Raw genomic sequence first — 26,077 nt, forward strand, 5'->3', positions numbered from 1 at the left:
CCACCCAGAAGCTACCCAGGTTTCACTCAGATACCCATGACCGGCGCCACAACGGTTTGATAACGCTACGAATGCGGATTGCGTTCTGCCGCAGGCAAGCTGGACGTCCAAATGCGTCCATTTTCATCGCAAATAGCGTCCGGCAACGGACCAATTTTTCGAACCTGACGCGAATGGCGTCCCACCACCAGCTCGCATGGCAGACCGACGCGCCGCGCGTCAATGACTACCCTTGACCCATGAGTGAAGAGGCAGCCCCCTACCGCGCGTCGGAACGCAAACGTGTGCGCACGGTGACCCTGCAGCAGATGAAGGAGCGCGGCGAGCGCTTCACGATGCTGACGTCCTACGACATGTACACCGCCGAGATCTTCGACGAAGCGGGCATCGAGACCCTCCTCATCGGCGACTCGGCCGGAAACAACGTCTACGGCTACGAGACGACGCTGCCCATCACGCTCGACGAGATGATCCCGCTCGTGCGCGCCGTCGCCGGCGCCGCCAAGCATGCCCTCGTCGTCGCCGACCTGCCGTTCGGCAGCTACCAGGAATCGCCTGCCCAGGCCTTCGCGAGCGCCGCTCGCCTCATGAAGGAGGGACGCGCGCACGCGGTCAAGCTCGAGGGCGGCGCCCACATGGCCCCCACCGTCGAGCACCTGGCGAAGAACGGTATTCCGGTCGTGGCGCACATCGGATTCACTCCGCAAAGCGAGCACGCTCTCGGCGGTTACCGCGTGCAGGGTCGCGGTGACGCTGCCGCACGACTCGTAGAGGAAGCCAAGACCCTCGAGCGGGCGGGCGCGTTCTGCGTCCTCATGGAGATGGTGCCCGCCCCGGCGGCCAAAGCCGTGACGGAGGCGCTTCGGGTCCCGACGATCGGCATCGGCGCGGGCCCGGACTGCGACGGGCAGGTGCTCGTGTGGCAGGACTTCGCCGGTTTGCGCGACGGTCGCTACCCGCGCTTTGCCAAGAAGTTCGCCGATGTCCGCACCGTTTTGCTCGACGCCGCTCGCGCCTACCATGAGGACGTCTCCTCGGGTGCTTTTCCCGCCACTGAGCACAGTTTCGAGAACTGAATTCCGCACCACGGCGCCACTCACCTCGTGAGGTGAGTGGCGCCGTGTTCTGCCACTGCGTGTCGCGTCCCCGACCTACCGGCCGTCACGAACCGCGGGTCGCGCTCTCGGTGTCGTCCTGCGGCCGGCCGTGCGGCCCCCACCCTTCGCGCACGAGGCGCGCCGGCCAGTACGCAAGTACCCCCGCAGCCGCCAAGCCGAGAAGTGCGTTGACGGCCACCGCCGGCGCCAGGCCCACGAGGGCCGTCACACCCGAGAGCGTGAGCGGTCCGAGCGTGTTGCCGGTGTCGCTCAGTTGGCGCCAGATGCCGAGGAACGCCGCGCGCCCGACATCCGGTGAGAAGTCGGCCCCCAGCGTCATGACGAGGCCCGAGCCGATTCCGTTGCCGAACCCGAGGACGCAGCTGACCGCGAGCACTGTCGCGGCCGTGTGGGTGAACGGCATGACAGCAAGTGCCGCGGCCATGAGCAGCATCGACGGCACGGCCACCGCACGCCGTCCGCGTAGGTCCATGACGCGTCCGGCCGGATAGAACACGAGCATGTCGATGCCGGCCGAGATGGCGTAGACGAGGCTCGTCGTCTGCTCGTCGAGGCCGACGTGCGCCGACCACAGCGGGATGACGACCTGGCGCGAGCCACGCACCGCCTGCACGAGCAGGACCCCGAGCCCGACCGTTGCGAAAACCGGCAGGTGGGTGCGCAGCACGTCTCGCGGCGTGACGCGCGCCGGAGTGGCGCCGCCGGCATCAAGAGCACCGGGTAGGTCCTCCATGCGGGTGGCACACCATCCCGCGAGGAGGAGGCAGGCGATGGCCAGAATCCACGCGGCCGGCACCCCGAAAATGCCGATGAGCGCGGCTCCGATGAGGGGGCCGATGAAGAAGCCGATGCGCATGACGCCGCCGAGGAGCGACAGGGCTCGCGCGCGGTGGGTGATCGGTACGGCTTCGGTGAGGTACTTCTGGCGTGCGAGGAGAAAGACCGCCGATGCCATGCCGATGACGAAGACGCCGGCGATGAGGCTCACGAGACTCGGCAGCATGGCGAGGACGCATCCGAGGGCCGCCACCAGACCGGCGAACACGAGGGCTCGGCGCTCCCCGAAGCGATCGGTGAGCCCGGAAGCGGGGATGTTCGACACGAAGGAGCCCAGCCCGAAGAGCATCGCGATGAAGGCTGCGAGCGCCACGCCCGCTCCCCTGCTCGTGGCTTCGGCCGGAATGATCGGCAGCAGTGCCCCCTCGGCCGCTCCGAACAACAGCGACGGGCCGTAGGCGGGTACAGCAAGGCGGCGCAGATCGAATCCGAGTTCCGCGCTCATCTCGCCTCCTCCCGCAAAGCGCCGACGACCCGTCGAGCATCGTACTTCGATGACCTATCTATCCCGCGTGCACCCTCGCCCACGCGCAACGGCACCCACCGGACGCGGTGGGTGCCGTTGCGGTTCGCGATGGGGCGGGTCAGTTGTCGCCCTCGAACTCGCGGTCTTCCTCGTCCCACTTCTCACTCTTGGCGTGGGCCGTGTCGAGAGCGTTGCGAGCCTCCGCCTCGGTGGCGTACGGGCCGAGCAGGTAGGACTTCGAGTTCGTCTCGCCGCCCTGCTCAACGGAGTTCGTGTCGACGTTGTACCAGTAGGCCATGCGGCTCACCTCCACTGGCGCGTGCGCGCCTCGTTGGCTCGTCGAGTCGCGTGTGACCCGACCTCTAGACTCACCCTATGACGAGTACGCGCGCGAAGATCACCCCTGGACACATCGGCCCGAAGCGCTCCGTCCCCTCATCCATCGCGCGCCCCGAGTACGTCGGGCGCAGCGAGGCCCGCGAAGGTCACGAGCGTTACGTCAAGGACGCGGAGACGATCGAGCGCATCCGCGTGGCCGGACGCATCGCCGCCGGCGCCATGGAGGAGGCCGGCAAGGCCGTCGCCCCCGGTGTCACGACCGACGAACTCGACCGCATCGCCCACGAGTACATGTGCGATCACGGCGCCTACCCCTCGACCCTCGACTACCTCGGATTCCCCAAGTCGTTGTGCACGAGCGTCAACGAGGTCATCTGCCACGGCATCCCCGACTCCACGGTTCTGGAGGACGGAGATCTCGTGAAGCTCGACGTCACGGCCTACAAGGACGGCGTACACGGCGACAACTGCGCCACCTACCTCTGCGGCGACGTCGACGAGGAATCACGGCTGCTCGCCGAGCGGACGAAGGAAGCCATGATGCGCGGCATCAAGGCCGCCAAGCCGGGACGCCAGGTCAACGTCATCGGCCGCGTCATCGAGCAGTACGCCAAGCGCTTCGGGTACGGCGTCGTGCGCGACTACACCGGCCACGGCATCGGCACCGAGTTCCACAACGGGCTCATCATTCCGCACTACGACGCGGCACCTCACCACGACGACGTCATCGAGGTGGGCATGGTGTTCACCGTCGAGCCGATGCTCAACCTGGGCTCCGGCGACGCCGCAGCAGTGTGGAGCGACGGGTGGACCGTCGTGAGCCGTGACGGCTCCCGCTCCGCACAGTTCGAGAACACCGTCGTCATCACCGAGGACGGCTACGAGATCCTCACGAGCACCGAGGCCTGACGCTCGTTCCCGACGGCGCGCGGGTTGCAGCGTCCCGGTGAACCGGCACTAGTCTGACCGGAATACTTCATCGACCCCCGCGAGCCCGCACCGGGCCGCGACGAGGAGAGAGCATGACGAAGAAGTCCTACCCCCTGGGCATCGACGTGGGCGGTACCGGCATCAAAGGCGCTCCCGTCGACCTCGACACGGGCGAGTTCGTCGCCGACCGCCTCCGGATCGACACCCCCGAAGGCGCTACGCCCGGTGCCGTCGCGGATGTCATCGCCGAGATCGTCGAGCACTTCTCCGACCTCGTCGGTGACGAACCGATCGGGGTGACGATCCCGGGCGTCGTCCAGCACGGCGTCGTGCGCACGGCGGCGAACATCGACCCGGCGTGGATCGACACGAACGCCGAGGAGCTCATCGCGGCGCGCCTCGGCCGCCGCGTCACCGTCGTCAACGACGCGGATGCCGCGGGTTACGCGGAGATCCACTACGGCGCCGCCAAGGATCGTGACGGGCTCGTCGTCGTGACGACGCTCGGCACCGGCATCGGTTCGGCCGTCATCAACGACGGGCAGTTGGTGCCCAACTCCGAGTTCGGTCACCTCGAGATCGACGGCAAGGACGCCGAGAAGAAGGCGGCGCACTCGGCGAAGGAGCGCGAGGAGCTCAGCTACGAGAAGTGGGCCAAGCGCCTCACGAAGTACTACACGACGCTCGAGAACCTCCTGTGGCCCGACCTCCTCGTCGTCGGTGGCGGGGTGTCGAAGAAGGCGGACAAGTTCTTGCCCCTGCTCGAGATCCGCACGGAGATCGTGCCCGCGAGGCTGCAGAACGCCGCGGGCATCGTCGGCGCCGCGCGTCTCGCGCACGAGGCGCACACCAACTGACCGCTGCGCCCTCGCGGGCGTGACATGACAGAAGGCCGGATTCCCGATCATCTCGGGATTCCGGCCTTCTCGTCCGTTCGGCGTGCGTGGCCGGGGTGCGGCCCGCATCGATGACGTCACCTCGTGAGTTCTGCCACCGTGCCCGCTTCGACTGCCGGGGTGGTGGCCCGCGAAGCTCGTTGAGAAGTACTCAACACCACACCGCGCAGGGTGCGCAACAACCCCATTCTTGATTGATCATTCTGTTCAAAGCGTACGGGTATGCTCTGCTCATACCGCCCATCATGATCAGGAAGATGCCCATGGAACCGGCCAAGGACGTTCGCGAGCAGCACCCCGACGTCCAGTTCGACGACACCGACCGCGCACTGTTGCTCGCTCTGGACGAGGATCCCCGGATGACGACGATGGCCCTCGCGCAGCGGTGCGGACTGGCCCGCGGCACGGTGCACGCGCGTCTCGAACGCTTCCGCGAGGCCGGCGTCCTGCGCCTCAACAGCGCCCGCGTCGATCCCGCCAGGCTCGGGCGTCCGCTCAGCGCCATGGTTGCTGTCGAGCTCGACCAGCACGACATCGACGGTGCGATCGCCGCCCTCTCCCGGGTACCCGAGGTGCTCGAGTGCTTCGCGCCCGCAGGCGAGACCGACCTCCTCGTGCGCGTTGTCGCACGCGACCCGGACGACCTCTACCGGGTGAGTGAGGATGTGCGCCTGTGTCCGGGTGTCACTCGGACCCGCACGAGCGTGTACCTGCGTCGAGTCATCCCCTACCGCGTCGGGCCGTTGCTGCGCGAGGGCCTGCCGAAGAACAGGGTTCCGAAGAAGAGTTGAACCGGGCCGACGGGTGTCGGCAGAGGCACTGTCGGCCTAGTCTCAAGGAAGCAGGTTGTGTCGAAACCGACCGAGAGGACACGACGATGACCGACCCGAAGAAGAAGCTCAGCGCCGCCGAGGTCCGTGAGACTGCCCCGGCCGGCTGGGCGCAGATCATGGGTTCCCTCAAGGCGCGCTACGCGACGAAGGACTTCGCCACGGGCCTCGCCCTCGTCGATCGCATCGGTGCGTCCGCGGAGGAGATGGATCACCACCCCGACATCACGCTCACGTACACCGATGTCGTGGTGTCGCTCGTCAGCCACGACGTCGGCGGGCTCACGAGTCGCGATCTGGCTCTGGCGAAGACCGTCGGCGACCACGCACGCGATCTCGGCGTCGAGGCTGACGTCGCGGGTCTCACCCAGCCCGACCTTGGTTTGGACACGCGCCGTCACGATGACCTCGGCCCGTTCTACGCGGCGCTGCTCGGCTCGTCACTGAAGAACGGCGAGCCGGTGGACTCCACAGGTCAGGTTCCGACGGTGTGGTGGCAGAACCCGGACGAGGACGAGGGCGGCCCCCAGCTTCCGCCGTCCGAGGTCGAGCAGCGCTGGCACATCGACGTATGGGTCGCGGCCGACGCTGCGGAACAGCGTCTCGCGGCCGTCCTCGACGCCGGCGGGCGCCTCGTCAGCGATGCCGCGGCACCTGCGTACTGGGTCGTCGAGGACGCCGACGGCAACCGTCACTGCATCTGTACGCCCGAGGGCCGCTGACTCGACTCAGTCGAGCTTCGTCCACGCACCCTCAGAACGCTTGGCCTTGGCCTCCGAGGCCTTCGCCCGCGCGCCCGACGCGGCTGCGACGAGGGCGGCCTTGGGGTCGCTCTTGAGATTGGCGACCGTTTTCTTCGCGGCGGGAACGCCGCGCTTGAGGGTCGAGCGGACCACCGGAAGCGCCGTCGCGAAGACGGGGAAGAGCGGCGAGAGAGCCTTGTCGTAGGTGCCGACGAGCATGTCCTCGTGCTTGGCGAACTGACGCTTGAAGTCGGAGATACCGTCGTTGAGCAGCCCGTTGAAGTCGTAGCGCTCGACGCCCTGTTCCTTGACGTGCTTCATCGCCCAGAACTTGAGGCCGTAGTTGAGGCGCAGCTTCATACCGCGCGGGTTGACGCCGCCGTAGAGCTCGAACGCCGTCTTGCCCGAGACAACGAGCCAGACGAAGGCGACAACCTCGTCACCCTCCCAGGCCGCGATGAGCTGCGAAGCCGGCCCCATGAAATCGCGGATCTGCTCGTGGTAGAGGTCGGAGTGGACGGCGAAGTTGGCGCGCTTCGCGGTCTCCTTGTTGATGGCCAGCACCTGGTCGAGGTCGGACTGCTCGGTGACGAGGCCGAAGCGCACGTTCTCGGCCTTGAACGACTTGCGCACGTTCTGGCGGGTGGAGCTCGACAGCTCCTTCATGATGGTGTCCTCGTCGCGCGTCACGTCCACGATGAGAGTGCGCGGGATGAGCCCCGTGTTCTCGCTGCGCTTGTAGCCCGCAGCTTCGACATCGGCCAGCCAGTCCGAGGACGGTGCCGCAATCCTCTCGGCGAGGTCTTCGTCCGAAACGCCCTTCTCCAGCGGGGAGAAGGGGGCCTCCCAATCGGGTTCGATCGTGATGCCGATCGGCCCGTGGGTGCGCTTGACGTAGTCGGCGAGTGCCTCGACGACGCGGCCACGGTCGGCCTCTTGGGCCTGCGGGCCACGCGGGACGTACGCGAGTGACTTGAACGGCTGGGGCAGCGTGCGAAGCAGCACCTGCGCGGAGCCGACGATCCGTGCGCCGTCACGCACGACGACCCGGTCGGCACTCCACTCGTACTGCGACTTCAACTCGCCCCATCCCCACAGCTGCAGGGGGTGTCCGCCGGAGGAGTTGACGAGATCGTCCCACTCGTCGCGGTCGTGGCAGGGGGTCACCGTGAGCGTCATGTGAGTCAGGCTATCGGCTCACGGCGACCCCCTCGAAACGTCCACGCCGGGCGGCCGCTCCGTTCAGGAGAGCGCGGCGCTCTCTCCCTCGGGAACCTCGATGACATCGACGCCACCGTCGAGACCGTAGTCGCGCACGTGCCCCAGGTAGATGCCGCGTGCTCGGTCCGCCGCCACCTTGTCGTGGATCGGAATGACGTGCTTCGGCTCGACGGCTCGCACGAACGCAATCGTCTCGCGCACGGCGGACCACGGCGCCACCAGGGGAAGACAGAGATAGTCGACGTTCTCGGGGCGCCCCTCGAGGGAGTCGCCGGGGTGGAACAGGCGCGGCTCCCCGTCGCCGCTCGCCACGATGCCGACATTGCTGATCCGCTCGATGTACGGGTGGATCTCGGCGTGCGTCGCACCGACGCCTTCGAAACGCGCGCCCTTGACGGAGAAGGTCTCCCCCGCCTTCGTCGCCGTGACGTCGAGGCCTTTGTCGCGCAGCTGCTCGGCGGTCTGTGGGTCGGCGAACCACGCGGCGTCGGGGTTGGCCTCGCGCAGGGCGTCGAGGCGGTCGGGGTCGAGGTGATCCGGGTGTTGGTGCGTCACGACGATCGCGTCGAGGCCCGCAACGTCGTCGAAGGAGCTGAACGTGCCCGGGTCGAACAGGACGGTCGCGTCGGCGACGGAGAGTTCGATGCAGGAATGTCCGTGGTGCGTGAGCTTCATGCCCCTCACGGTAGGCACACACGCCGCGGTGTGGGAAGGAGGGCTCGACCTTCGCGCGAAGCGGATGCCGATTCGCCTGGACCCCAACGTCTCCAGGGTGTTGTCGGTGGCTGCGGATAGGCTGACGGACGTGGACTTCATCACCGATCAGCCCCCGTACGACCTCACGTACAACGACGTCTTCATGGTGCCGTCGCGCTCGCACGTGACGAGCCGCCTCGACGTCGACCTCACGACGCCCGACGGCGTGGGCACCACGATCCCGCTCGTCGTGGCCAACATGACCGCGATCTCCGGCCGACGCATGGCGGAGACGATCGCGCGCCGCGGCGGCATCGCCGTCCTTCCCCAGGACATTCCGATCGCCGCCGTCCAGGAAACGATCCGGGACGTCAAGGCGAGCCACACGGTCTACGAGACGCCGGTGACGATCGCCCCCACCGCTCCGGTCTCCGACGTCCTCGCCCTGCTCGGCAAGCGTGCTCACCGCATGGCTGTCGTCGTCGACGACGAGAACACGCCGCTCGGCCTCGTGAGCGAGAAGCACTGCCTCGAGGTCGACCGGTTCTCCGTCATCGCCGACGTCATGTCGAAGGACATCACGGTCGTCGAGGCGGGCGGCGACCTGCAGGACACATTCGATCTGCTCGAACGCGAACACCGCGATCTCGCGGTCGTCGTGGAGAACGACGCGCTCGTCGGTGTGCTCACCAAACGGGGCATTCTGCGTTCGACGATCTACTCCCCGGCTCTCGACCCACAGGGGCGCCTCGCCATCGGTGTGGCCATCGGCATCAACGGTGACGTCGAGACGAAGGCCCGCACGATGCTGGAGTCCCACGCCGACGTGCTCGTCGTGGACACCGCGCACGGTCACCAGGAGAAGATGATCGAGGCGCTCGGCACGGTGCGTCGCGTGCGTGACGAGTTCGAGGCCGCGAACGGGCGTCGCGTACCGATCGCGGCGGGCAACGTCGTGACGGCTGACGGCGCGCGTGACCTCGTCGAGGCAGGCGCCGACATCATCAAGGTGGGCGTCGGGCCGGGCGCCATGTGCACGACGCGCATGATGACCGGCGTGGGCCGTCCCCAGTTCTCCGCGGTGCTCGAGTGCGCCGCAGCAGCCCGTGAACTCGGCGCTCACGTGTGGGCCGACGGCGGCGTGAAGTACCCGCGTGACGTCGCGCTCGCGCTGGCCGCCGGCGGCGCGTCCGTCATGATCGGTTCCTGGTTCGCCGGCACTTGGGAGTCTCCCGGCGACCTCAACCGGGACGCCGACGGGCGCCTCTACAAGGAGTCGTTCGGCATGGCCTCGGCCCGTGCGGTGCGCAACCGCACGTCCGCCCAGGGTGCGTTCGACCGTGCTCGTTCGGCCCTGTTCGAGGAGGGCATCTCGAGCTCGCGTATGTACCTCGACGATCAGCGACCCGGAGTCGAGGATCTTCTCGACTCGATCATCGCGGGCGTGCGCAGTTCGTTCACGTACGCGGGCGCCAAGAACATCGAGGAGTTCCGCGCGAAGGCTCGCATCGGTGTTCAGAGCGCGTCCGGCTACGACGAGGGGCGCCCGCGTCACACGAGCTGGTGACCTGGCCCTGACGCTGTGCTGCCCCCACCCGAGACGATTCGGGCGGGGGCAGCTGTTGTTCAACTCGCCGAGCGAACCTACTGACGCTGTCTGACCCGGTGCTCACCCGGCAGGAGCCTTGCTCTCCGCGCTGCTCGGCACCTCGAAGGTCCGCATGCTGCGGATGAAGAGAGGTACGACGGACGCGACGAGCAGGAAGCACGCTCCCACGGCGATGACCGGACGAGCTCCGTAGGCTGCCGCCAGGGGCGCCGCCAGCATCGAGCCGAGCGGCAGCGCGACGAAGGACATGAGGATGTCCCACGAGTGCACGCGGCCTTGGAGCTCACCCGGCACGGCATGCTGGATCGCCGTTTCCCAGTGCACGTCGTAGAACAGCAGTCCCGCGTAGCCGATGGCAGCGAGTACCGCGATAGGCCATACCGAGTGGAACACCGCGAAACTGAACGCCCACAGCGGCATGAGGATGAGCGGTGCCCAGCCGGTGAACAGCGGACGTTTGAGATGAATGCGCGCCCCGAGCGCAGCGCCGAGAAAACCGCCGAGCCCCTCGGCAGCAGCGACGATGCCGACGGCGTGTGCGCCCCCGAGTTCCGACGCGACGAGCAGCGGGGCGAGCACGAGCACCGCGCCGTTGCCGATGTGGTAGAAACCCGCGGCCAACAGGCCCCAGAGCAGCCAAGAGCGCGAGCGCACGGCGCGCCAGCCCGCCACGAGCTGCGCTGTGAACGCCTCGGATCCTTCCGTCCGCACGATGTCGACCGGGCGCGCCCAGGCCAGCACCGCGGAGAGGGAGACCACGAACGTCACAGCGTTGAGGGTGAACCCGAAGGCCGGCCCGGCGAATCCCACGGCCGCGCCGCCTGTCACGGGTCCGAGCATGAGCATGAGCTGACGCAGGCTGGTCAGCGTGCCGTTCGTGCGTTGACGCTGATCGGCGGGAATGACGGCTCGTCGCCACGTCATGAAGGCTGGCCCGAAGAAGGCGCCCGCCGCTGCACTGACGAAGGCGCACACGATGACGAGCGGCGTCGACCAGGCGCCGAAAGCAAAGGCCGCGGCGAGCACCGCCGCCGAGATGGCCCTCACGACGTCGGTGAGAGCCATGATGAGCCGCGGCTGCACCCGGTCGGCCCACACTCCGCCGAAGAGCGTGAACACCAAGCGTGCGACGGTGGTGGCCGTGATGGCGGCGGCCATCTGGCCCGCACTTCCGTGGGCGAGGACGATGGCTACCGGCAACGCGACCACCTGGAAGGCGTCGCCCAGCCAGCTCGCCACCTGGCCGGCCAACACGCCCTGCGTCCGTCTCTCCACCCACGAAGTGTGCCGCATGCGCGCCGACCAGGCGGTTCTGCAAGGAAGTCACCGACAGTTCGACAGTGCGCTGCGGGGAGATGGTGGGATGAGCCGGCCTGTAAGCCGGGTTGTGCCGGACCTGTTTTGGTCGATTGTTGCCGCTGATTGCTTATCGCTGTTTGGTGCGTCGTTCCGGGCTAGTTGAGCCACTCCCCTAGTTGGCGGTTACTGCCGACTTCGGGGTGTTGTCAGACCTTTTGCGGACTATTTGCGGACAGCGAACCGCCCCCCGTAGAAGCAGATGAAGACCGGGGGGCGGTTCACGGCGAGAGGCAAAGCTCAACCAAAGCCCTCGCCGTCGTGTCACGGAGGTTGGCGACGACTACCCCGTGACGCGTTCTAGGAGCACCTCGTGATGGTGGAGCCGTCCGCCGATGCTGTGCGGCTCGGGCTCACCAACGACCTTGTACTCGAGGCCGGAGACGAGGACGGTGCTGGTGGCAGTGAACGCAATGCGACGCGGGTAGAACAGCCTGAAACGGGTGATGACCATATCCCGCGCGCCGTTGTCCGTCTCAGCGCCAGACAGGGGCCGCAGCTCGCCCCGGAACGCCACCGTCTTCGGCGGAGACACGATCTCGTTGCCGAAGTCGTCATACTCGCCCGATGGGCCACCGGGGACCTTCGTCGTGACCTTCGTGTGGAAGATCATCGGATGCGCCGCCGGTAACGGTTGAGCACGAACAGTTCGGCCAGGGTCCATCCCTGAAACCCGTCCGTCTGCACGCCGCCGACCGTGACGCGCAACTGCTCCGGGTTCGCGACGAGACGGGCCGTGGCCGTCGTGATGACGGCTGCGATCTCGTCGTTCGGAACCGCCCCGGTGAACCCTGCGTCTCGCGTGTAAGCGCGGGCCATTGCGGTAACGATCGTGACGGACTGCCCGGCCAGGGCAACGAACTGTTCGTCGTCGCCCTGGCCGAGGAAGTCGGCTACGTCCTGGCCGGTGACCATCAGGCCGGCGTGATGCCCGTGAGCGTGACGATCGCGGCCGGGTTCAGCGGCGCCGCGTCGTAGCGGGCAACAACACGGATCGCCTGCTGGTCGAAGTCGGCGTAACGCTCGGTGAGGATCTTCACGCTCGGCGCGACGTCGCGGGCAACGGCGATCTGCGAGAAGTCGACGAGCGCAGCACGGCCCGTGGACGACGAGCCGCCCGTGTCCGGCACGCGACCGGAGACGACGACGGGGGCACCGAACAGGCGGAACACGCCGTCCTGCGTCGGGTCCGGGGTGAGCATGTAGCGGCCGTCGCCGTCCTTGAGCTTGCGGAGGGTGACGAACTCGCGCGGCGTCATGACCCACTTGAGCGCGGCCATGTTCACGTTCGCGCTGAGCGCCTTGCCCCAGGCGTCGAGCAGCGCGTCGAGGGTGATCTTGCCGCCTACGGCTACGTTCTGCACGCCGCTGTAGGCGAACAGACCCTTGGGGGTCGTCACGCCGTCACCGCTGGCCGAGAGGAACTGCGTGTCGAGCTTCGAGGCGACGTCGGTGACGAGGCGGTCGCGCAGCGTCGCGTCGAGGGAGACGACGGACTGACGGGCGAGCTCGTTCGAGTAGCGCGTGATGACCTTGACCGACTTCATCGTCGAGGGGAGCAGCTGGATCTCGTCGAAGTCGACGTCCTTCTCGGTGATCTGCTCGTTCTCCCCGATCCAGTCGGGCGAGACGGGGCCGCCGAGCTTGGGGATGCGAACGGGCGACGCCGAGTCGAAGATGCGCGGGCCGGCAGCGAGGAAGATCGAAGAAGCCTCGAGGGGCTTCACGAGGATGGTCTGCACCTGCTCGCGGGTCAGCTCGGGGGCGGTGGTGGTGGATTCAGCCATGATGGGGCTCCTGTACGTGAGGATCTGGTTTCGATCACGCTGGACGCCAGGCCCAATAGTGAAGGGGACGAGCGCCAGGCCCGTCCCCTTCACTATCTCACAATATGAGAATCGTTCTCAACTCTCCTGGCGACGGATCGTGATGCACGCGTCGGTGTTCATCGCGAACACTTCCTTGCCGTCCTTGTAGAAGACGGTGCGAGCCTTCTCCTCTTGGTACATGTCCGCCTCAATTTCGTACGCCTGGTTCATCTGCTTCAGGTTCTCGTTGATGATGAACTTCGCCATCGGATTTCCTTTCATCGTGCGTTCTGCCGGAGGATCCCGGCGAGGCTGACGCTATCGGCAGGAGCCGTCGCACCCTGCCCGATTGAGCCAACCGGGCGACGTGAAGCAAGGTGCGGCTTGCGGGCGAGGAGAGCATCGACGGCCGCGTTCAGCGCGTCCTCGTCCTCGAGGTGGGCATCGTCGAACGGGAGGTCGGACGGGTCCGCCAGGCGCCCCGTAGCAGCCACAAGAGCAGTGTGCAGCCGTGCGGCCAGGTCGTCGGCGCGCTTCGCCTTCACGCGGGCGTCCGCGTTCTCCTTCCGCAGCTTCTCGACGTACTCGCGGGGGAACGTCTCGTCGCCGGAGGGATCATCTGATCCCTCGCCCTCGGCGCGCTCGTCCTCAAGGGCGTCAGTAGTAGTGACACCCTCAGGGGCGGTCTCAGGTGTCGCATCTGCGACACGTTCGATGTCGCGCTCGGCGGCCTCGGTCATCTGGTCGTCGGTCATGCTGTCTCCTTCTCGGTTGGTATCTGGCTGCAGGTGCAGCCCTTGTGGGTCGGCATCGGATGATCGGCGGGCCACACCTGGCCGTCACGCGCCCACCATGTACAGAGTTCGCACCCGGAGCCGGACACCGAACGCACCCACCCAGTGACGTGCGGCGACCTCTTGACTCCCTCACTGAACGCCGTAGATGCCGCGCCGAGCGGTTCAGCCCGTGCGAGGCGTTGCACCCGCTCGAGGGTGACGTCAGGGACGGCGAGGATCGTTCGTGCCGCCTTGTGCAGCCGGTCAGCATCCCCCGCGTCAGGGACGAGCCCCAACGTCGCCACCGGGACGCCCATCTGCTGCATGAGCGTCGCCGCGAGAGACAGGTCGGCCAGGGCGACGGCCCTCGAGTTCGCGCCGGCGATGAACGCGGCCAACAGGTCGACGGCTTCCTCGGTGGAGATCAGCTCCTCCTGCCACGACGCGAAGATCGCAGCGACCTGCTCGGCCGCCTGCTCACCCAGCGAACGAATCTGCTCGCGGTACGTCACGACGCGGCCAACTTCCCAAGATCGACCGCAGCCGCGTCGAGAGCGTCACCACGACGAGCGGAACGCACCCGCTCCACCTGCTCCGGCGAAAAGCCGAGCGTGTCGGCCAGGACGACCGACAACGGCACACCGACGCCTACGAGCTTCGCGGCCGCGTCCGCTGCCTGAGCGGGCGTGCGAGTCTCCGGGTTCGCCCACATCGGCTCAACGTCCAGCGTGCGAGGGTCCACACCATCACGGACGGCGAGCATGAGACGAGCAACCGCTGCCCACGCCGTACCGAACGTGCGGTGCAGCGCGTACGCGCGAGCAACGAGGGAAGCCTCAGCGGAACGGATCGCGTCCGCCGACGCCGGCTGATCACCGTGCAATCCCAGGTAGTGCGGCGGAAGGCCCGTGAGAGCGCCGATCTGCTGCGTGATGAGCGCCGCAGCGTCGGCGTACCCATCGAGGCGAGCGGCGTCGAACTGCCCGAACTTCGTGTCTGCTGCCTCCGACTGCCACACGTCATCGAGAGCGGCGCTGAACGGCTTCACCGGGTTGCCGTCCTCGTCCTCGACAACCTCGAGGCCCGTCGCCCAACGGCGGGGGCGAGCGTAGAACTCCGACGTCACGAGCATGTCAAGGTTGATCTTGTTCAGCGCGTCCGCCAGGTCGAGGATGTCGGCCATCTCCGACACGCCGTCAACGTCGAGCAGACGACCACGGTTCACGACCGGGACGACCGGGACGACGCCGAGCGGGTTCGGGATCCTCTCAGTGACCGTCCAGCCCGTCGAAGGCATCGCAGCCGCGTCAACCATCGTGCCGGGATGCTCGAGCACCGTGATCGCGTCCCGCTCATACAGGACCGCCCGCGCCGTGCTGCCGTCGATCCACCGCTTGAGCGCAGCCGTCACTTCACGCGACGCCGGGTCGCGCATCACAGCCACCTGCAACGGACTCTCGACCGTCACAACCGGAGCGCCGGCGGAGTCGGCCCACACGATGACGAACGAACGGCCGTAGGCGAGAGCGTCGACGTGAGCCTGCGCCGATGCTTCCTCCATCCCGCAGCGACGCCACACGTTCCATAGGTCCGTGTCGGGTTCAGCGTCCAGACCGCCCGCACGGAAACCGGTGAGGTCCAGACGTTCCGCCAGGGCCGTGAGGGCGAGGCGGGGGAAGTTCACAGACACGCGCCGCAGACGGTCGCCCAGCGCCTCACGCGACTCGGAGGACAGGAACGCGGCGGGCTGCTGCCCATTCCAGTAGGCGTCGAGTTCGGCGAGCTTCGGGACGGTCGAGTCCAGCTTCTCGTTCAAGGTCTTGATCATGGTGTCGTTCATCGGAAACTAACTGCCCTTCGTTTGGTCGGCTTGTTGGTGTGGAAAGACGCACGGTCGAACGCGATGATCGCGCCGACAGCGGCGTCGATCTTGCGGGGGCTACCCTTCTTGTCCTTGCTCACGAGGTCACCCATCGGTGTTCGCTTAGCGATGCAGTGCGCGACGTGCGCCGCCAGATCCTTGTTGCCGTCGTGCGTGACGGTCTGCTCCTGCGTCGCCGCGTAGAGCCGGTCGGTCGCAGGGGCCATACGGTTCGCGGCTGCCGTGTTCCACATCAGCACCCGCTTCTCACCGTGACGCGCTGCCCACGCCTCGATCTCGGAGTTCCAACCCCAAGGGTCAGCGGCCAGCTCGAGAACTTCGTACTTCTGGAACGCGACGTCGACGGCGTTGCTCACGTCCGAACGCGGGACACGCCAGCGCGGGTCGCCGGGGTTCTCCCACAGCCCCTCGACGAACAGGTGCGGGTCATCGCCGACCGTGCAACCAATGAGCGCCGTCGAGTCACCCGACGCGGAACCATCGAACGCGAGGACCACGCGAGCCTTCTTCTCCACGCGCCGCTCCGGGTCCGCCAGAGCATCCCAGGTACCGAACGGCAGCCACGACTCCGAACCGCTCACCCACTGGCCGAGACGCAACTGACGGAACACCGGCTCTCGCAGCGTGCGACGAGCAGACGCGAGGCCGTCACGGCTCAGGAAGTCATCGAGAGCCGGGTTAGCCGCAGCCCACGCCGCCTCGTCATCCGTGGCGCACCCATCCGGCGCCTGAAACTCCCGCAGGAAGAACGCCGGGTCATCGCCACGGCGACCGTGCTCGATGAGGCGCCACATCACACAATCGGGGGACGTGGACGGCGTACTGATAGCCAGCGTCAGCGACTCGGGCCGCTTACCCTGCACCGACGTCACGGCCTCCCACACCGCCTCAGACACGACGTGCAGCTCGTCGACGATCAACAGGGACGGATCCCAGCCGTGAAGCGCGCCAGGGTCAGCCGGGAGAGCAATCATCGTTGCGTCATTGTGGGGAACGACGATCTTGTCGCTGAACACCTGCGCCCGCTCGGCAAGCTCAGGGGAGAGTTCGATCATGCGCTTCGCCATACGCAGCGCGATGTTCGCCTGCCGCTGGTCAGAGGCGACGACAAGCACCTCGGCAGACGGCGGGCCGACGAACAACTCGGCCACGGCCAGAGCAGCCGCGAGGGCCGTCTTACCGTTCGCTCGAGGAAGCGACACGAGAGCGGTACGGATGCCCTCAGCGAACGCGCCAGAGACGATCTCACGCTGCCACGGACGGAACCGCATCGGCTCGAGGGCACCGACGCCCTTGGGAGTGACGACGTACTCGTCGACGAACCTGATGCGGCGTTCAGCACGGGCCGTCGTCCAGTCCGAGAAGTCCAGAGGCGCGGCCTCGATGTTGCCCTTCGGCCCTGCCCTCACGCCTCAACACCCCCTAGACGAGAATCGTTCTCAAATAGTGTCTCACATTCTGACTTAACGTAGGCTCCCGCTTGACTTTTGTTCGCCCCTTCCCCCCTGGTTCGTGCTGCGCCGCGTCGGGAGTTGCATGAGCGGCACACCACGGCGACGTCCTCGAGGCGGATAGCGAGGCCGCGTTCCTTTCGCTTCCATGCCTCGGGCGAGTGGTCACAGGTGAGGTCGTCGGTCGCACCGCAGTCGCTGCAGAAGGGCTGTAGGCGGCGCGCTCGGCGGCTGAGGCGATCCCAGGCGGCGTCGTACCCAGCGGCGCGGGAAGGCCGGGAGGCGGACGGGGGCTTGTGCTCGTCGCAGCGGGGGCCGTTCGAGGGCTCGCCACACTCGAGGCATGAGGTCCAGGTCATGCTGCTCTCCTGTTGGCCTTGCAGATGGGGCACACGTTGACGGTGCCGTCGTCGTTGTTGATCCAGCCCATGTCGCATGCGTGTTTCGTCATCATGTTGTTGACCTCCTCGTGCGAGGAGGTGGCGCCGGTCTGCTCGAAGGGCGGCGCGGGCACATATGATGAAGAACTGGGATAGGTACTGGGATGGAGTACGTCTCCCGTACCAGTTGAGTACGTCTCCCGTACCAGCTGGTCCGTCTCCCGTACCAGTGGAGGAGCTGTTGGTACGTCTCCCGTACCAGCGGCTAGTACGTCTGGCGTACCAAGGCGGTGCTCGGGAATGACAAGGCCGTACGTCGTGGGACGCCTCGGCCTGCGCTCGGTCGCCACGAGATAGCCCTTAGTCTCAAGGCCCTTGAGGGCACGGTGCGCGGCGTCCTTCGACAGCTTGGTCCGCTGTCGAAGGCGCTCACCGGTGACCCACGAGACCCGCTTGTCGTGGGCGTGGTCGGCGTAGACGGCGGCGACAAGCACCTCGAGAGGCTTCAAGTCGTCGGCGGTGAAGACCGACTCCATCCACTTCGACCGCCACCACAGTCCCGGACCGGAGCCCGGGACCGTGGCCTTGATGCTCGGCATCAGGCGGCGACCGCCTCGCCATGAGTGCCGACCCAGACTCGAGACAGGGATCCGCGTCGCTGCGCCCGACGGCTGTTGAGCACTCCGACGCTGACGATGACGCCCTCGCGCTGCGCCTGGAGAAACAGATTTCCCCAGCGGGCCGGCTTGTCCGGTTCACCGAGCCCGTCCTGTCGCAGGTCGTCCGCGGTGAAGGGCAGACCGGACGCGGCACGCGCCGCTAGGATGATCTCAGCGTCCCGTTGCCAGTTAGTCTCGTGCATGGCATTGCCTCCCAGGTGATTGCCACTCAGGTCGTCGTCGTGTTCCCGCACGGCGGCGACCGTCTTCGTCTTCAGGGGTTCAGTCACAGGCCACCTGCTCCCGGCTGACGGCGTTCTCGCGGTAACGCTGCATCGCACCTGTCAGTTGCTCGACGAGGCGTTCGGTCTCGGAGAACGTGAGGTTGAACGTCCGGCTGTCGTCCTGCTCGACGTAGAACGAGAACTCCGGGTCGTCGGCGATCGCGATCAGATCGTGAACCTTGAGGTTGGCGCCCTTGCCCTCGTACGTCGTCCAGCTGTGGCGAGCCTCCATCGCGTCCACCGAGTTCTGCAGCTGCTCGATCAGTGCCTTCGCCGCGTCGAGGCTCAACTCCTCCTCGACGCACCGCCCCTGCAGCGGGTGCGTGTCGTCGGTGAGCGTGAGGAACACGACCGGCGCTTCCTCGCCGTACTCGGAGGCCGGGTTCGCCTGCAGGTTGTAGCTCGCGTTGCCCTGGATCCACTCGGTCATCGGATCTTCTCCTCGACCGTGCCGGCGATGACGTTCGCGCCGAGAACCGCGGCACCGAACTTCGTCATCGTCTCGAGGTCGAAGACGTCAAACGTCTCGACGCAGATGTGAACGCCCGGCTCGTCCTCGACGCGGTAGACCTCGATCTTCCAGTCCTTCGTGCGCTCGAGGTGGATCGAGATCGTGCGCAGGTCATCCTCGGGGTCGTGGGACGGCCACTCCTTGGTGCTCATGGTGCTTCCTTTCGTTGGTGCCGCGTCAGGCGGCGGTGTTGGCTTCGGCTTCGGCGAACTTGTCGTCGAGGTACTTCTCGATCTGGCTTCGCTTCCAGACGAGGCGGCCGGCGATCTTCGTCGACGGCGGCAGTTCCTTCGTGTAGACGAGCCAGCGAACCGCTGACTCGTTGATACCGAGCATCTCGGCGACGTCCGGGACTCGGACGAGCGAGGAGGGCGATGGATCCATGGGGACTCCCTAGAACTTTGAACACACTGGCGTGTTCAGTAACGAACACGCCCACCTAAACACGCGGGCGTGTTGTCCGTCAAGTACAAGTCGTGAGAACCTTGCGGGGTGCTGACGAAGACTGCCGACGATTGGTTCGCCGAAAACATGCGAGCGCGACGGGAAGCCATTGGCCTAAGTCAGGCTGGACTCGCCCGTCTGATGACGTACGAGGGCCACGAGGGCATCCACCAGACCACCATCGCCCGCATGGAAAGGGGCGAGCGAGTGGTCCGCTTAAGCGAGGCCGAAACAATCGCTGTCCTCCTGAACACCAACCTGCAAACCCTCCTGTTGCCTCGCGTCTCAGTTCTCTCGCAGGTCGAAGACCGACTAGGCGAGTTGGGGATACGCCACAAGCAACTAAGGGACCAGACGGTCGACTACGAGGTCGCCCGAGCGCAGCTCAAGCTTGCAGTCCAAGCCGTTCAGCAAGTTCTGGACGGAGGAGGGGGACTATCAGAGGAAGATCGCGACGAACTCTTCAGCGCGTACAGTCGCGAATATCTAGGTTCGCGCCTAGACCGAGCGCGAGATTGGCTCGAGCAAGGCGCGGTCGATGTTGTTCAGGCGGAGATGGTGTTCGCCAACGCGGCCGCAGCTGAGGTGCTCGAGGGGGCCAGCGAGTCCAGCCCGGTGATCTTCGTCGACACAGGGGACGGCCCCAGCGATGACGAGTAGCAGCATCGCCAAGCGCCCGAATGGCAAGTGGCGGGCACGATTTCGCGACGAGGACGGCAAGGAGCACGCGAGACACTTCGATCGGAAGCTCGACGGGCAACGGTGGCTCGATGAGAACAAGGCGCTGATCCTCACGGGTCAGTTCGTCAGCCCGAACGCGGGCAGGATGACGTTCAAGGAGTACGCCGAGGCGTGGCGTGTCCTGCAGGTGCATCACCGACCGGCGACGGCTGACGCGGTGCGCGTGTCCCTCGAGAAGCGGGTCTATCCGCGCATCGGTGACAAGCGACTGCGTTCGATCCGTTCGGATGACATCGCGGCCCTGGTGGCCGAGCTCTCGGAGACCTACAAGCCGTCGACCGTGACCTTGACGTACTCCTACGTGGCGACGATCTTCAAGGCGGCCGTCGAGGCTCGAGAGGTCGCCCGGACGCCGTGCGTCGGCGTCAAGATGCCAGAGGTGGCCGAGGACGCGGTCGATCCCAAGACCGTGCTGACGGTGGAACAGGTCTTCGCGCTCGTCGACGCGATGCCCGAACACTTCAAGGCGCTGGTGATCCTCGCGGCCGGCACAGGCATGCGGCAGGGTGAGGCGTTCGGCCTCACCCGTGATCGCGTGAACTTCCTCAAGCGCGAGGTGGTCGTCGACCGGCAGCTTGTACTCAGAAACGGGCAGCCGTCGGAGTTCGGGCCGACGAAGACGAGGTCGTCGAACCGGGTAATCCCACTCCCCCAGGTCGTCGCCGAGACGCTGTCGGAGCACATCAAGGTGCAGGACGTCGGCCCCGAGGATCTGCTGTTCCGTGGTGCGCGTGGCGCGATGCTGCGTCGCAGCACCTTCTCGACGGCATGGAGCGCGGCGACGAAGGTGGCGGGCGTCGAGGGCTACACCTTCCACGCGCTGCGGCATCACTACGCCTCGCTGCTGATCCACCACGGCGAGTCCGTGAAGGTCGTGCAGGCCCGCCTCGGGCACAAGTCGGCCGAGGAGACGCTGAACACGTATGCGCGGCTGTGGCCGAACACGGAGGACCGCACGAGGGACGCCGTCGACTCGATGCTCAAGCGCCCTGCGGACTATTTGCGGACTGAGTCGAGCTAGCACCGCATCAGACCGCGTCGTTCCGGGGCTGGTGGGATGAGCCGGCCTGTAAGCCGGGTTGTGTTCCGCGCACCGTCACCGGTGTCGCTTCGGCGATCATCCATCTAGGCCGCGCATTGCTGCGTGGCTCGAGCAATCTACCCGTGCGCTCAGCGGGCAGCTTCGACGCGCACTGTTCGATCTTGCTCCGGGTGGGGTTTACCGAGCCGCTCCAGTCACCTGGAGCGCTGGTGGTCTCTTACACCACCGTTTCACCCTTACCGCGCACGAAGCGCGGCGGTCTGTTTTCTGTGGCACTGTCCCGCGGGTCACCCCGGGTGGCCGTTAGCCACCACCCTGCCCTTCGGAGCCCGGACTTTCCTCGGCGAAGACGAATCTTCGACGCGACCGCCCGGCCGACTCATCCGAGGGGCAACTCTACCGCCGGTCAGGAGGCGGCCTCGACCACCTCGAACGTGAGCTTGCCGCCCATGATGTCGGCGTCCGTGAGGCGCACCGTGCAGGTCTCCCCTGCGGGCGGCGCGGTAGCGCCCTCGGCGGCACGGGCTGGTGCGACGACAGCGTGGTCGACGAGTTGGACCGTCACACGTCCGCCACCCTTGCCCTCCTTGTCGGGGCCCTCGACAACGAGCGCGCCGAATGTCTCGCCGACGGAGGACGACAGGGCAGCTGCCTCCACGCGGTCGACGCAGGCGCGGTCGATCTTTCCGGCGACCTGGTCGCTCGAACGCATGATCTCGGGCAGGTCGGGCAGTGCCTCGCGGGCCCAGGCGGGCACCTCTCGTCCGTTTGCGAGCGCCTCACAGATGACGAGCCCGAATCGGTCGACGAGGCGACGAAGCGGCGCCGTCACGTGGGCGTACGGCGCGGCGACGGCGGCCTGCTCGGTGATCTCGGGGGTCGTGCCGTCGAACGGCGTGTAGGCCGCCCCGCGGAACAACGTGACCGCCTCGTGGATGAGTGCGAGGTGACGCGGGTCGTCCCGGTCGAGACGGCGCAGGAATGCGCCGTAGGTCTCGTCCTTCGCCCACACGAGCCCGAGGCCCTTGGCCTGGAGGCGGAAGCGTTCGACGTCGCGAGGATCGGGCTTCGGCATGGTGCGCAGGATGCCGACGCCGCCGTCGAGCATCATGCGTGCCGCCACCATGCCGGTCATGAGTGAGATCTGCGCGTTCCACTCCTCGCTGGGCACGGGCGGACGGAAGTGCACCTCGTACCGGCCGGGCTCGGGCTCGCTGACTTCCTGGTCGGGCATCGGCAGCGAGGCGCCGCCGCGCTCGAGTTCGAGCGTGGCGCGCAGCTCTCCGATGCGCTTGAGCAGGGCGAGACGCGGGTCGTCGCTGCCGGAGTCGACCGCGCCCTGAACGCCGCGGTAGTCGAGACGTTCGACGCTGCGCACCTGCGCGCGGTAGAGCGTCGCGTCGGTGACCTCACCGCGGGCGTCGAGCGTCATGTCCCACACGAACGCCGAGCACACCTGGTCGGGCAAAAGGCTCGCGGCGCCCTCGCTCAACTGGCCCGGGTGCAGCGGGATGCGCACGTCGGGCATGTAGATCGTCTGGCCGCGACGGCGGGTCTCGGCATCGAGGTTACCGCCGGGACGCACGTACAGGGGCACATCGGCGATGGCGTAGCGCACCCGGAACCCATCACCGGCCTCCTCGAGATGCATCGCCTGGTCGAGGTCCATCGACCCGACGGGGTCGATCGTGAAGAACGGCACGGCCGTTTCGTCGCGTTCGGGCATTTGGACCGCAGCCATCGCCTCGCGGGCCTCCGTGACGGCGGCCTCGGGGTAGTCGAGGCTCAGTTCGTACTCCGCGCGCAGGGCGTCGAAGGAGCGAGCGAGGTCGCCGCCGGTGTCACGGCTCGGCCAGAGGATGCGGGTCTTCGGCATGGCCCGAGCCTACAAGCGCACGTCGACGAGAGGCACGCTCCACGCGCGTTGTCCGGCCCGGAACGACTGCTGCGCCGAGCGAGGATCGGGCTACGCTGGCCCGCGTGATCGTCCTCCTGCCGCCGTCGGAATCGAAGACCACGCGCAGGCGTGGCGCGCGCCTCGACCTCGCGAAGCTGTCGTTCCCGGAGCTGACCGAAGCCCGACAGCAGGTCGCCGCAGCGGTCAGCGAGGTGAGCGCGCGCGACGAAGCGCCCGAGGTGCTCGGGGTCTCCCCCAACCTTGCCGACGAGATCGCCCGCAACACCCGACTCTTCGATGCTCCGACGTTGCCCGCCGCGCAGCTCTACACCGGCGTGCTCTACGACGCGCTCGGGTTGTCCGACCTCGAAGGCGCCGACAAGGCGCGGGCGACGCGGCGCGTCGTCATCTCCTCGGCGCTCTACGGCGCGGTCCGTCTCGGAGACCGCCTCGCGCCCTACCGCCTGTCGATGGGGGTCAACCTTCCTCCGCTCGGTGCCCTCGCCGCTCACTGGCGCTCGGTGCTCGACGCGCCGCTGAGCGAGGCCGCAGGCAAGGGCGTCGTCGTGGACTGTCGATCCTCGACGTACGCCGCCTCGTGGAACCCGAGTGGCGAGCTCGCGCGCCACTGGGTTCACATCCGCGTTCCCGGCGCCACGCACATGGCGAAGCACACCCGCGGACTCGTGACCCGAGCCCTCGTCACGGATGCGCGCGACCCACGCACCCCCAAGGCGCTCGCTGCCCAGCTGGCCGAGACGTTCGACGTCGACCTCCACGAAGCGACGTCACCGTCGAAGCCGTGGATCCTCGACGTGAGCGTGCGCGAAGCCACGGCCTGACCGGCGTGGACGTCGACGCCGCACTGGAGCTGCTCGCTCGGGTCCCGAGCGTTCTCGTCTTTCTCGCCGCCCTGACGGTCGTGGCGGAGTGCGCGTCGATCGCTGGCCTCTTCGACCTGTTCGGCACGAAGGTGGTGGCCCTCGCCCGCGGGCGGATCGCCCTCGTGTGGGTGCTGTTCATGACGACGGCAGTTCTCGTGACGGCCTTCCTCAGCCTCGACACGACGGCGGTTCTCATGACGACGGCCGCCGTCGTGGTCGCGCGGCGTCTCGACCGCCCCGTCGCATTGTTTGCCTTTCCGACGCTCTGGATCGCGAACATGGCCTCGCTCTGGCTGCCCGTGTCGAACCTGACGAACCTGCTCGCCCGGGACGTCCTGCCTCACCCCAATGCGCTCGGGTTCCTGGAGGAGGCGTGGCCCGTCGCGCTCACGACGACGCTCGTGCCACTTCTCGTGGCGGCCGTCGTCTGGCGGGCCTCACTGCGCGGCACCGCGGTGGCCCCTGCGGAATCGACGCCCCCACAGCCTGCCCAAGACGGCGTGCTTCCCGCAGTCAGCACGCTCGTTGCTTGCATGTGCGTGTCGATCCTTCTCGTCGAACCCGCCGTGGCTGCATCCGTCGCGGCGCTCTTGTGTGTCGCCGTCATCGCCATGAGGCGCCGAAGCACCCTCGCCGAGATCGAGATTCCGTGGCGCAGCCTCGCCATCACATCGGCCCTGTTCGTCACCGTGGCGCTCGTTCACGGTTCCGGGGTCCTGCGTCCCGCACTGGGTTCGTTGGGCGACGCTCCCGCGTGGACGCTCACGGCCGCCGGAGCGCTCGTCGCGAACGGGCTGAACAACCTTCCGGCCTACCTCGCGCTCGAGCCCGCCGCCCACGGTGAGACGGATCGGGTGCTCGCGCTCCTCGTGGGCGTCAACGTGGCGAGTGGCATCACCTGGTGGGGTTCGGTGGCCACGCTCCTGTGGCGTGACCGTCTTCACCGTGCCGGTGTCCGGATCAGGTGGGGAACCCACCTTCGGCTGACCGGCCTGGCGACGCTAGTCACGACGCTCGCGGCAGCCGGAGTGCTCGAGCTCGTCAGCCGCTGAGCTACAGCGTGCGTCAGTTCGGACCGAACGCCACCGTGAGGGCTCGCTCGAGATCTGCGGCGAGGTCGCCCGCGTCCTCGAGGCCCACGGACAGGCGCACCGTGCCGTCGGTGATGCCGATGGCAGCGCGCGCCTCCTCGCCCATGCGGCGATGGGTTGTTGTGGCGGGGTGGGTGGCCATCGACTTGGAATCGCCGAGGTTGTTGGAGATGTCGACGATCTCGAGAGCGTTCATCAGGGCGAAGGCCTCGGCCTTGCCGCCGTCGATCTCGAACGTCACGACCGTGCCGCCGCCACCCATCTGCCGCTTCGCCAGCTCGTGCTGGGGATGTGAGGGGAGGAAGGGGTAGAGCACGGTGCGCACTCGGGGGTGTGCTTCGAGCTGTTCGGCCAGACGCAGCGCCGCTGCGGCCTGCGCCTCGACGCGTAGACGCATCGTCTCGAGCCCCTTGAGCAGTACCCAGGCGTTGAACGCCGAGAGTGTCGGCCCGGTGTGACGCACAAGGTTCTGCACGGGCCCGTCGATGAACTCCTTCGGCCCGAGGATCGCCCCGCCGAGCACGCGGCCCTGGCCGTCGATGTGCTTGGTGGCCGAGTAGACGACGATGTCGGCGCCGTGTGCGAGCGGCTTGCTGAACACGGGCGTTCCGAAGACGTTGTCGACGACGACCTGCGCACCGGCGCCGTGCGCGAGGTCGCAGACCGCTCGCATGTCGACGAGCTCCTGCATCGGGTTGCTCGGCGATTCGAAGAACACGGCGGTGGTCGGCTCGGCCAGCGCCTTGCGCCACTGCTCGAGGTCAGGTCCGTCGACGAAGACCGTCTCGACGCCCCACCGCGGCAGGATCTCGTCGAGGATGACGAAGCACGAGCCGAAGAGCCCCCGCGAGGCGACGACGCGGTCGCCGGCGCCCAGCAGCGCGGCGAGGGCCGTGAACACCGCCGACATGCCCGATGCAGTGGCGGAGCACGCCTCAGCCCCTTCGAGGGCCGCGAGGCGCTGTTCGAGCATCGCTGTCGTCGGGTTGCCGTACCGGCTGTAGACGAACCGCTCGCTCTCCCCGGCGAAAGCGGCCTCGGCGGCTTCGGCGCTGTCGTAGACGAAGCCGGAGGTGAGGTACATGGCCTCGGCCGTCTCCTCGAAGCCGCTGCGGGCCAAGCCTGCTCGGACAGCGAGGGTGTCGGGGCGAAGGGTGGGCTCACTCACCGGATGCTCTCCTTCCCA

30 protein-coding genes and 1 other RNA gene are annotated in these 26,077 nt (G+C 67.3%); 10 read left to right on the forward strand and 21 right to left on the reverse strand.

Annotation, left to right across the window (positions count from 1 at the left end; translation table 11 throughout):
• The first annotated feature begins 239 nt into the window (after window positions 1-239).
• A complete protein-coding gene (gene panB / locus K9D12_RS09360; RefSeq protein WP_193643189.1) occupies window positions 240-1,076 on the forward strand; it encodes a 3-methyl-2-oxobutanoate hydroxymethyltransferase in 837 nt (278 codons plus the stop codon).
• Window positions 1,077-1,161: 85 nt separating this feature from the next.
• On the opposite strand, the gene K9D12_RS09365 is transcribed toward panB, so the two are convergent.
• Together K9D12_RS09365 and K9D12_RS09370 are read right to left on the reverse strand one after the other, a co-directional pair.
• Window positions 1,162-2,400: an MFS transporter gene (locus K9D12_RS09365; protein WP_223060076.1), complete on the reverse strand. Its 1,239-nt coding sequence runs from the start codon at window positions 2,398-2,400 to the stop codon at window positions 1,162-1,164.
• 139 nt (window positions 2,401-2,539) lie between these two features.
• Window positions 2,540-2,719: a methionine aminopeptidase gene (locus K9D12_RS09370; protein WP_129665416.1), complete on the reverse strand. Its 180-nt coding sequence runs from the start codon at window positions 2,717-2,719 to the stop codon at window positions 2,540-2,542.
• Between the two features lie 77 nt (window positions 2,720-2,796).
• Between K9D12_RS09370 and map the strand changes: the two genes are divergently transcribed.
• From map to K9D12_RS09390, 4 genes are all read left to right on the forward strand, one after another.
• Window positions 2,797-3,669, forward strand: coding sequence for a type I methionyl aminopeptidase (gene map / locus K9D12_RS09375; RefSeq protein WP_223060077.1), 873 nt, complete (start codon window positions 2,797-2,799; stop codon window positions 3,667-3,669).
• A 113-nt stretch (window positions 3,670-3,782) separates the two neighbouring features.
• Window positions 3,783-4,547: a polyphosphate--glucose phosphotransferase gene (gene ppgK / locus K9D12_RS09380; RefSeq protein WP_129665412.1), complete on the forward strand. Its 765-nt coding sequence runs from the start codon at window positions 3,783-3,785 to the stop codon at window positions 4,545-4,547.
• A 296-nt stretch (window positions 4,548-4,843) separates the two neighbouring features.
• Window positions 4,844-5,377 (forward strand): Lrp/AsnC family transcriptional regulator, encoded by a 534-nt coding sequence (locus tag K9D12_RS09385; protein WP_370633488.1) that lies wholly within the window; start codon window positions 4,844-4,846, stop codon window positions 5,375-5,377.
• 86 nt (window positions 5,378-5,463) lie between these two features.
• Window positions 5,464-6,138, forward strand: coding sequence for a 4a-hydroxytetrahydrobiopterin dehydratase (locus K9D12_RS09390; RefSeq protein WP_047312101.1), 675 nt, complete (start codon window positions 5,464-5,466; stop codon window positions 6,136-6,138).
• 6 nt (window positions 6,139-6,144) lie between these two features.
• Here the strand turns inward: K9D12_RS09390 and K9D12_RS09395 are convergent, their stop codons facing one another.
• On the reverse strand, window positions 6,145-7,338 hold the full coding sequence (locus K9D12_RS09395; RefSeq protein WP_223060078.1) for a peptidoglycan bridge formation glycyltransferase FemA/FemB family protein: 1,194 nt from the start codon (window positions 7,336-7,338) through the stop codon (window positions 6,145-6,147).
• Window positions 7,339-7,401: 63 nt separating this feature from the next.
• Window positions 7,402-8,055 carry an MBL fold metallo-hydrolase gene (locus K9D12_RS09400; RefSeq protein WP_223060079.1) on the reverse strand — a complete coding sequence of 218 codons (654 nt, stop codon included), beginning with the start codon at window positions 8,053-8,055 and terminating at the stop codon, window positions 7,402-7,404.
• A 130-nt stretch (window positions 8,056-8,185) separates the two neighbouring features.
• Between K9D12_RS09400 and K9D12_RS09405 the strand changes: the two genes are divergently transcribed.
• A complete protein-coding gene (locus K9D12_RS09405; protein WP_187034751.1) occupies window positions 8,186-9,643 on the forward strand; it encodes a GuaB1 family IMP dehydrogenase-related protein in 1,458 nt (485 codons plus the stop codon).
• A 102-nt stretch (window positions 9,644-9,745) separates the two neighbouring features.
• Here the strand turns inward: K9D12_RS09405 and K9D12_RS09410 are convergent, their stop codons facing one another.
• The 14 genes from K9D12_RS09410 to K9D12_RS09475 all read right to left on the reverse strand — a co-directional run bounded on the left by K9D12_RS09410 (window position 9,746) and on the right by K9D12_RS09475 (window position 19,176).
• The gene (locus tag K9D12_RS09410; RefSeq protein WP_223060080.1) at window positions 9,746-10,960 is read right to left on the reverse strand and encodes an MFS transporter; all 1,215 of its coding nucleotides are present in this window, start codon (window positions 10,958-10,960) and stop codon (window positions 9,746-9,748) included.
• Window positions 10,961-11,324: 364 nt separating this feature from the next.
• Window positions 11,325-11,654 (reverse strand): hypothetical protein, encoded by a 330-nt coding sequence (locus K9D12_RS09415; protein ID WP_223060081.1) that lies wholly within the window; start codon window positions 11,652-11,654, stop codon window positions 11,325-11,327.
• Window positions 11,651-11,956, reverse strand: coding sequence for a hypothetical protein (locus K9D12_RS09420; RefSeq protein ID WP_223060082.1), 306 nt, complete (start codon window positions 11,954-11,956; stop codon window positions 11,651-11,653). Before K9D12_RS09420 ends, K9D12_RS09415 begins: the two co-directional genes overlap by 4 nt.
• Complete coding sequence (locus tag K9D12_RS09425; protein ID WP_223060083.1) at window positions 11,956-12,828, reverse strand: phage major capsid protein; 873 nt, start codon at window positions 12,826-12,828, stop codon at window positions 11,956-11,958. Before K9D12_RS09425 ends, K9D12_RS09420 begins: the two co-directional genes overlap by 1 nt.
• A gap of 117 nt (window positions 12,829-12,945) precedes the next feature.
• Complete coding sequence (locus tag K9D12_RS09430; RefSeq protein ID WP_223060084.1) at window positions 12,946-13,116, reverse strand: hypothetical protein; 171 nt, start codon at window positions 13,114-13,116, stop codon at window positions 12,946-12,948.
• 11 nt (window positions 13,117-13,127) lie between these two features.
• Window positions 13,128-13,604 (reverse strand): hypothetical protein, encoded by a 477-nt coding sequence (locus tag K9D12_RS09435; RefSeq protein ID WP_223060085.1) that lies wholly within the window; start codon window positions 13,602-13,604, stop codon window positions 13,128-13,130.
• Window positions 13,601-14,137, reverse strand: a complete 537-nt coding sequence (locus K9D12_RS09440; RefSeq protein ID WP_223060086.1) for a hypothetical protein — start codon at window positions 14,135-14,137, stop codon at window positions 13,601-13,603. Before K9D12_RS09440 ends, K9D12_RS09435 begins: the two co-directional genes overlap by 4 nt.
• The gene (locus K9D12_RS09445) at window positions 14,134-15,453 is read right to left on the reverse strand and encodes a phage portal protein (RefSeq protein WP_223060087.1); all 1,320 of its coding nucleotides are present in this window, start codon (window positions 15,451-15,453) and stop codon (window positions 14,134-14,136) included. The genes K9D12_RS09440 and K9D12_RS09445 overlap by 4 nt, the downstream gene beginning before the upstream one ends.
• An 8-nt stretch (window positions 15,454-15,461) precedes the next feature.
• Window positions 15,462-16,916 carry a terminase large subunit domain-containing protein gene (locus K9D12_RS09450; protein ID WP_223060088.1) on the reverse strand — a complete coding sequence of 485 codons (1,455 nt, stop codon included), beginning with the start codon at window positions 16,914-16,916 and terminating at the stop codon, window positions 15,462-15,464.
• A gap of 397 nt (window positions 16,917-17,313) precedes the next feature.
• Window positions 17,314-17,937, reverse strand: a complete 624-nt coding sequence (locus K9D12_RS09455; RefSeq protein ID WP_223060089.1) for a helix-turn-helix domain-containing protein — start codon at window positions 17,935-17,937, stop codon at window positions 17,314-17,316.
• Window positions 17,937-18,287, reverse strand: a complete 351-nt coding sequence (locus K9D12_RS09460) for a hypothetical protein (protein WP_223060090.1) — start codon at window positions 18,285-18,287, stop codon at window positions 17,937-17,939. The genes K9D12_RS09455 and K9D12_RS09460 overlap by 1 nt, the downstream gene beginning before the upstream one ends.
• On the reverse strand, window positions 18,280-18,711 hold the full coding sequence (locus tag K9D12_RS09465; protein WP_223060091.1) for a hypothetical protein: 432 nt from the start codon (window positions 18,709-18,711) through the stop codon (window positions 18,280-18,282). The genes K9D12_RS09460 and K9D12_RS09465 overlap by 8 nt, the downstream gene beginning before the upstream one ends.
• A complete protein-coding gene (locus tag K9D12_RS09470) occupies window positions 18,708-18,944 on the reverse strand; it encodes a hypothetical protein (protein WP_223060092.1) in 237 nt (78 codons plus the stop codon). Before K9D12_RS09470 ends, K9D12_RS09465 begins: the two co-directional genes overlap by 4 nt.
• 25 nt (window positions 18,945-18,969) lie before the next feature.
• A complete protein-coding gene (locus K9D12_RS09475; protein WP_223060093.1) occupies window positions 18,970-19,176 on the reverse strand; it encodes an AlpA family transcriptional regulator in 207 nt (68 codons plus the stop codon).
• Between the two features lie 108 nt (window positions 19,177-19,284).
• On the opposite strand from K9D12_RS09475, the gene K9D12_RS09480 reads away from it, so the two are divergent.
• Both K9D12_RS09480 and K9D12_RS09485 read left to right on the forward strand, forming a co-directional pair.
• Window positions 19,285-19,896 (forward strand): helix-turn-helix transcriptional regulator, encoded by a 612-nt coding sequence (locus K9D12_RS09480; protein WP_223060094.1) that lies wholly within the window; start codon window positions 19,285-19,287, stop codon window positions 19,894-19,896.
• A complete protein-coding gene (locus K9D12_RS09485) occupies window positions 19,886-20,998 on the forward strand; it encodes a site-specific integrase (protein ID WP_223060095.1) in 1,113 nt (370 codons plus the stop codon). The genes K9D12_RS09480 and K9D12_RS09485 overlap by 11 nt, the downstream gene beginning before the upstream one ends.
• A 33-nt stretch (window positions 20,999-21,031) precedes the next feature.
• Here the strand turns inward: K9D12_RS09485 and rnpB are convergent.
• Both rnpB and K9D12_RS09495 read right to left on the reverse strand, forming a co-directional pair.
• Window positions 21,032-21,401: RNase P RNA component class A (gene rnpB, locus K9D12_RS09490), an RNA gene on the reverse strand.
• Window positions 21,402-21,425: 24 nt separating this feature from the next.
• Window positions 21,426-22,895 carry an RNB domain-containing ribonuclease gene (locus K9D12_RS09495; protein WP_223060096.1) on the reverse strand — a complete coding sequence of 490 codons (1,470 nt, stop codon included), beginning with the start codon at window positions 22,893-22,895 and terminating at the stop codon, window positions 21,426-21,428.
• Window positions 22,896-22,999: 104 nt separating this feature from the next.
• Here K9D12_RS09495 and K9D12_RS09500 point away from each other — a divergent pair, with 104 nt between their 5' ends.
• Entirely contained in the window at window positions 23,000-23,758 is a 759-nt protein-coding gene (locus K9D12_RS09500; RefSeq protein ID WP_223060097.1) for a peroxide stress protein YaaA, read from the forward strand.
• Window positions 23,719-24,852, forward strand: coding sequence for an SLC13 family permease (locus K9D12_RS09505; protein ID WP_223060098.1), 1,134 nt, complete (start codon window positions 23,719-23,721; stop codon window positions 24,850-24,852). The genes K9D12_RS09500 and K9D12_RS09505 overlap by 40 nt, the downstream gene beginning before the upstream one ends.
• A gap of 13 nt (window positions 24,853-24,865) precedes the next feature.
• Here K9D12_RS09505 and K9D12_RS09510 read toward each other — a convergent pair whose 3' ends face one another.
• Window positions 24,866-26,059: an O-succinylhomoserine sulfhydrylase gene (locus K9D12_RS09510; RefSeq protein ID WP_118912624.1), complete on the reverse strand. Its 1,194-nt coding sequence runs from the start codon at window positions 26,057-26,059 to the stop codon at window positions 24,866-24,868.
• Window positions 26,060-26,077 lie beyond the last annotated feature (18 nt).

The sequence above is a fragment of the Dermacoccus sp. Tok2021 genome (assembly GCF_019895135.1).
Lineage (GTDB): Bacteria > Actinomycetota > Actinomycetes > Actinomycetales > Dermatophilaceae > Dermacoccus > Dermacoccus abyssi.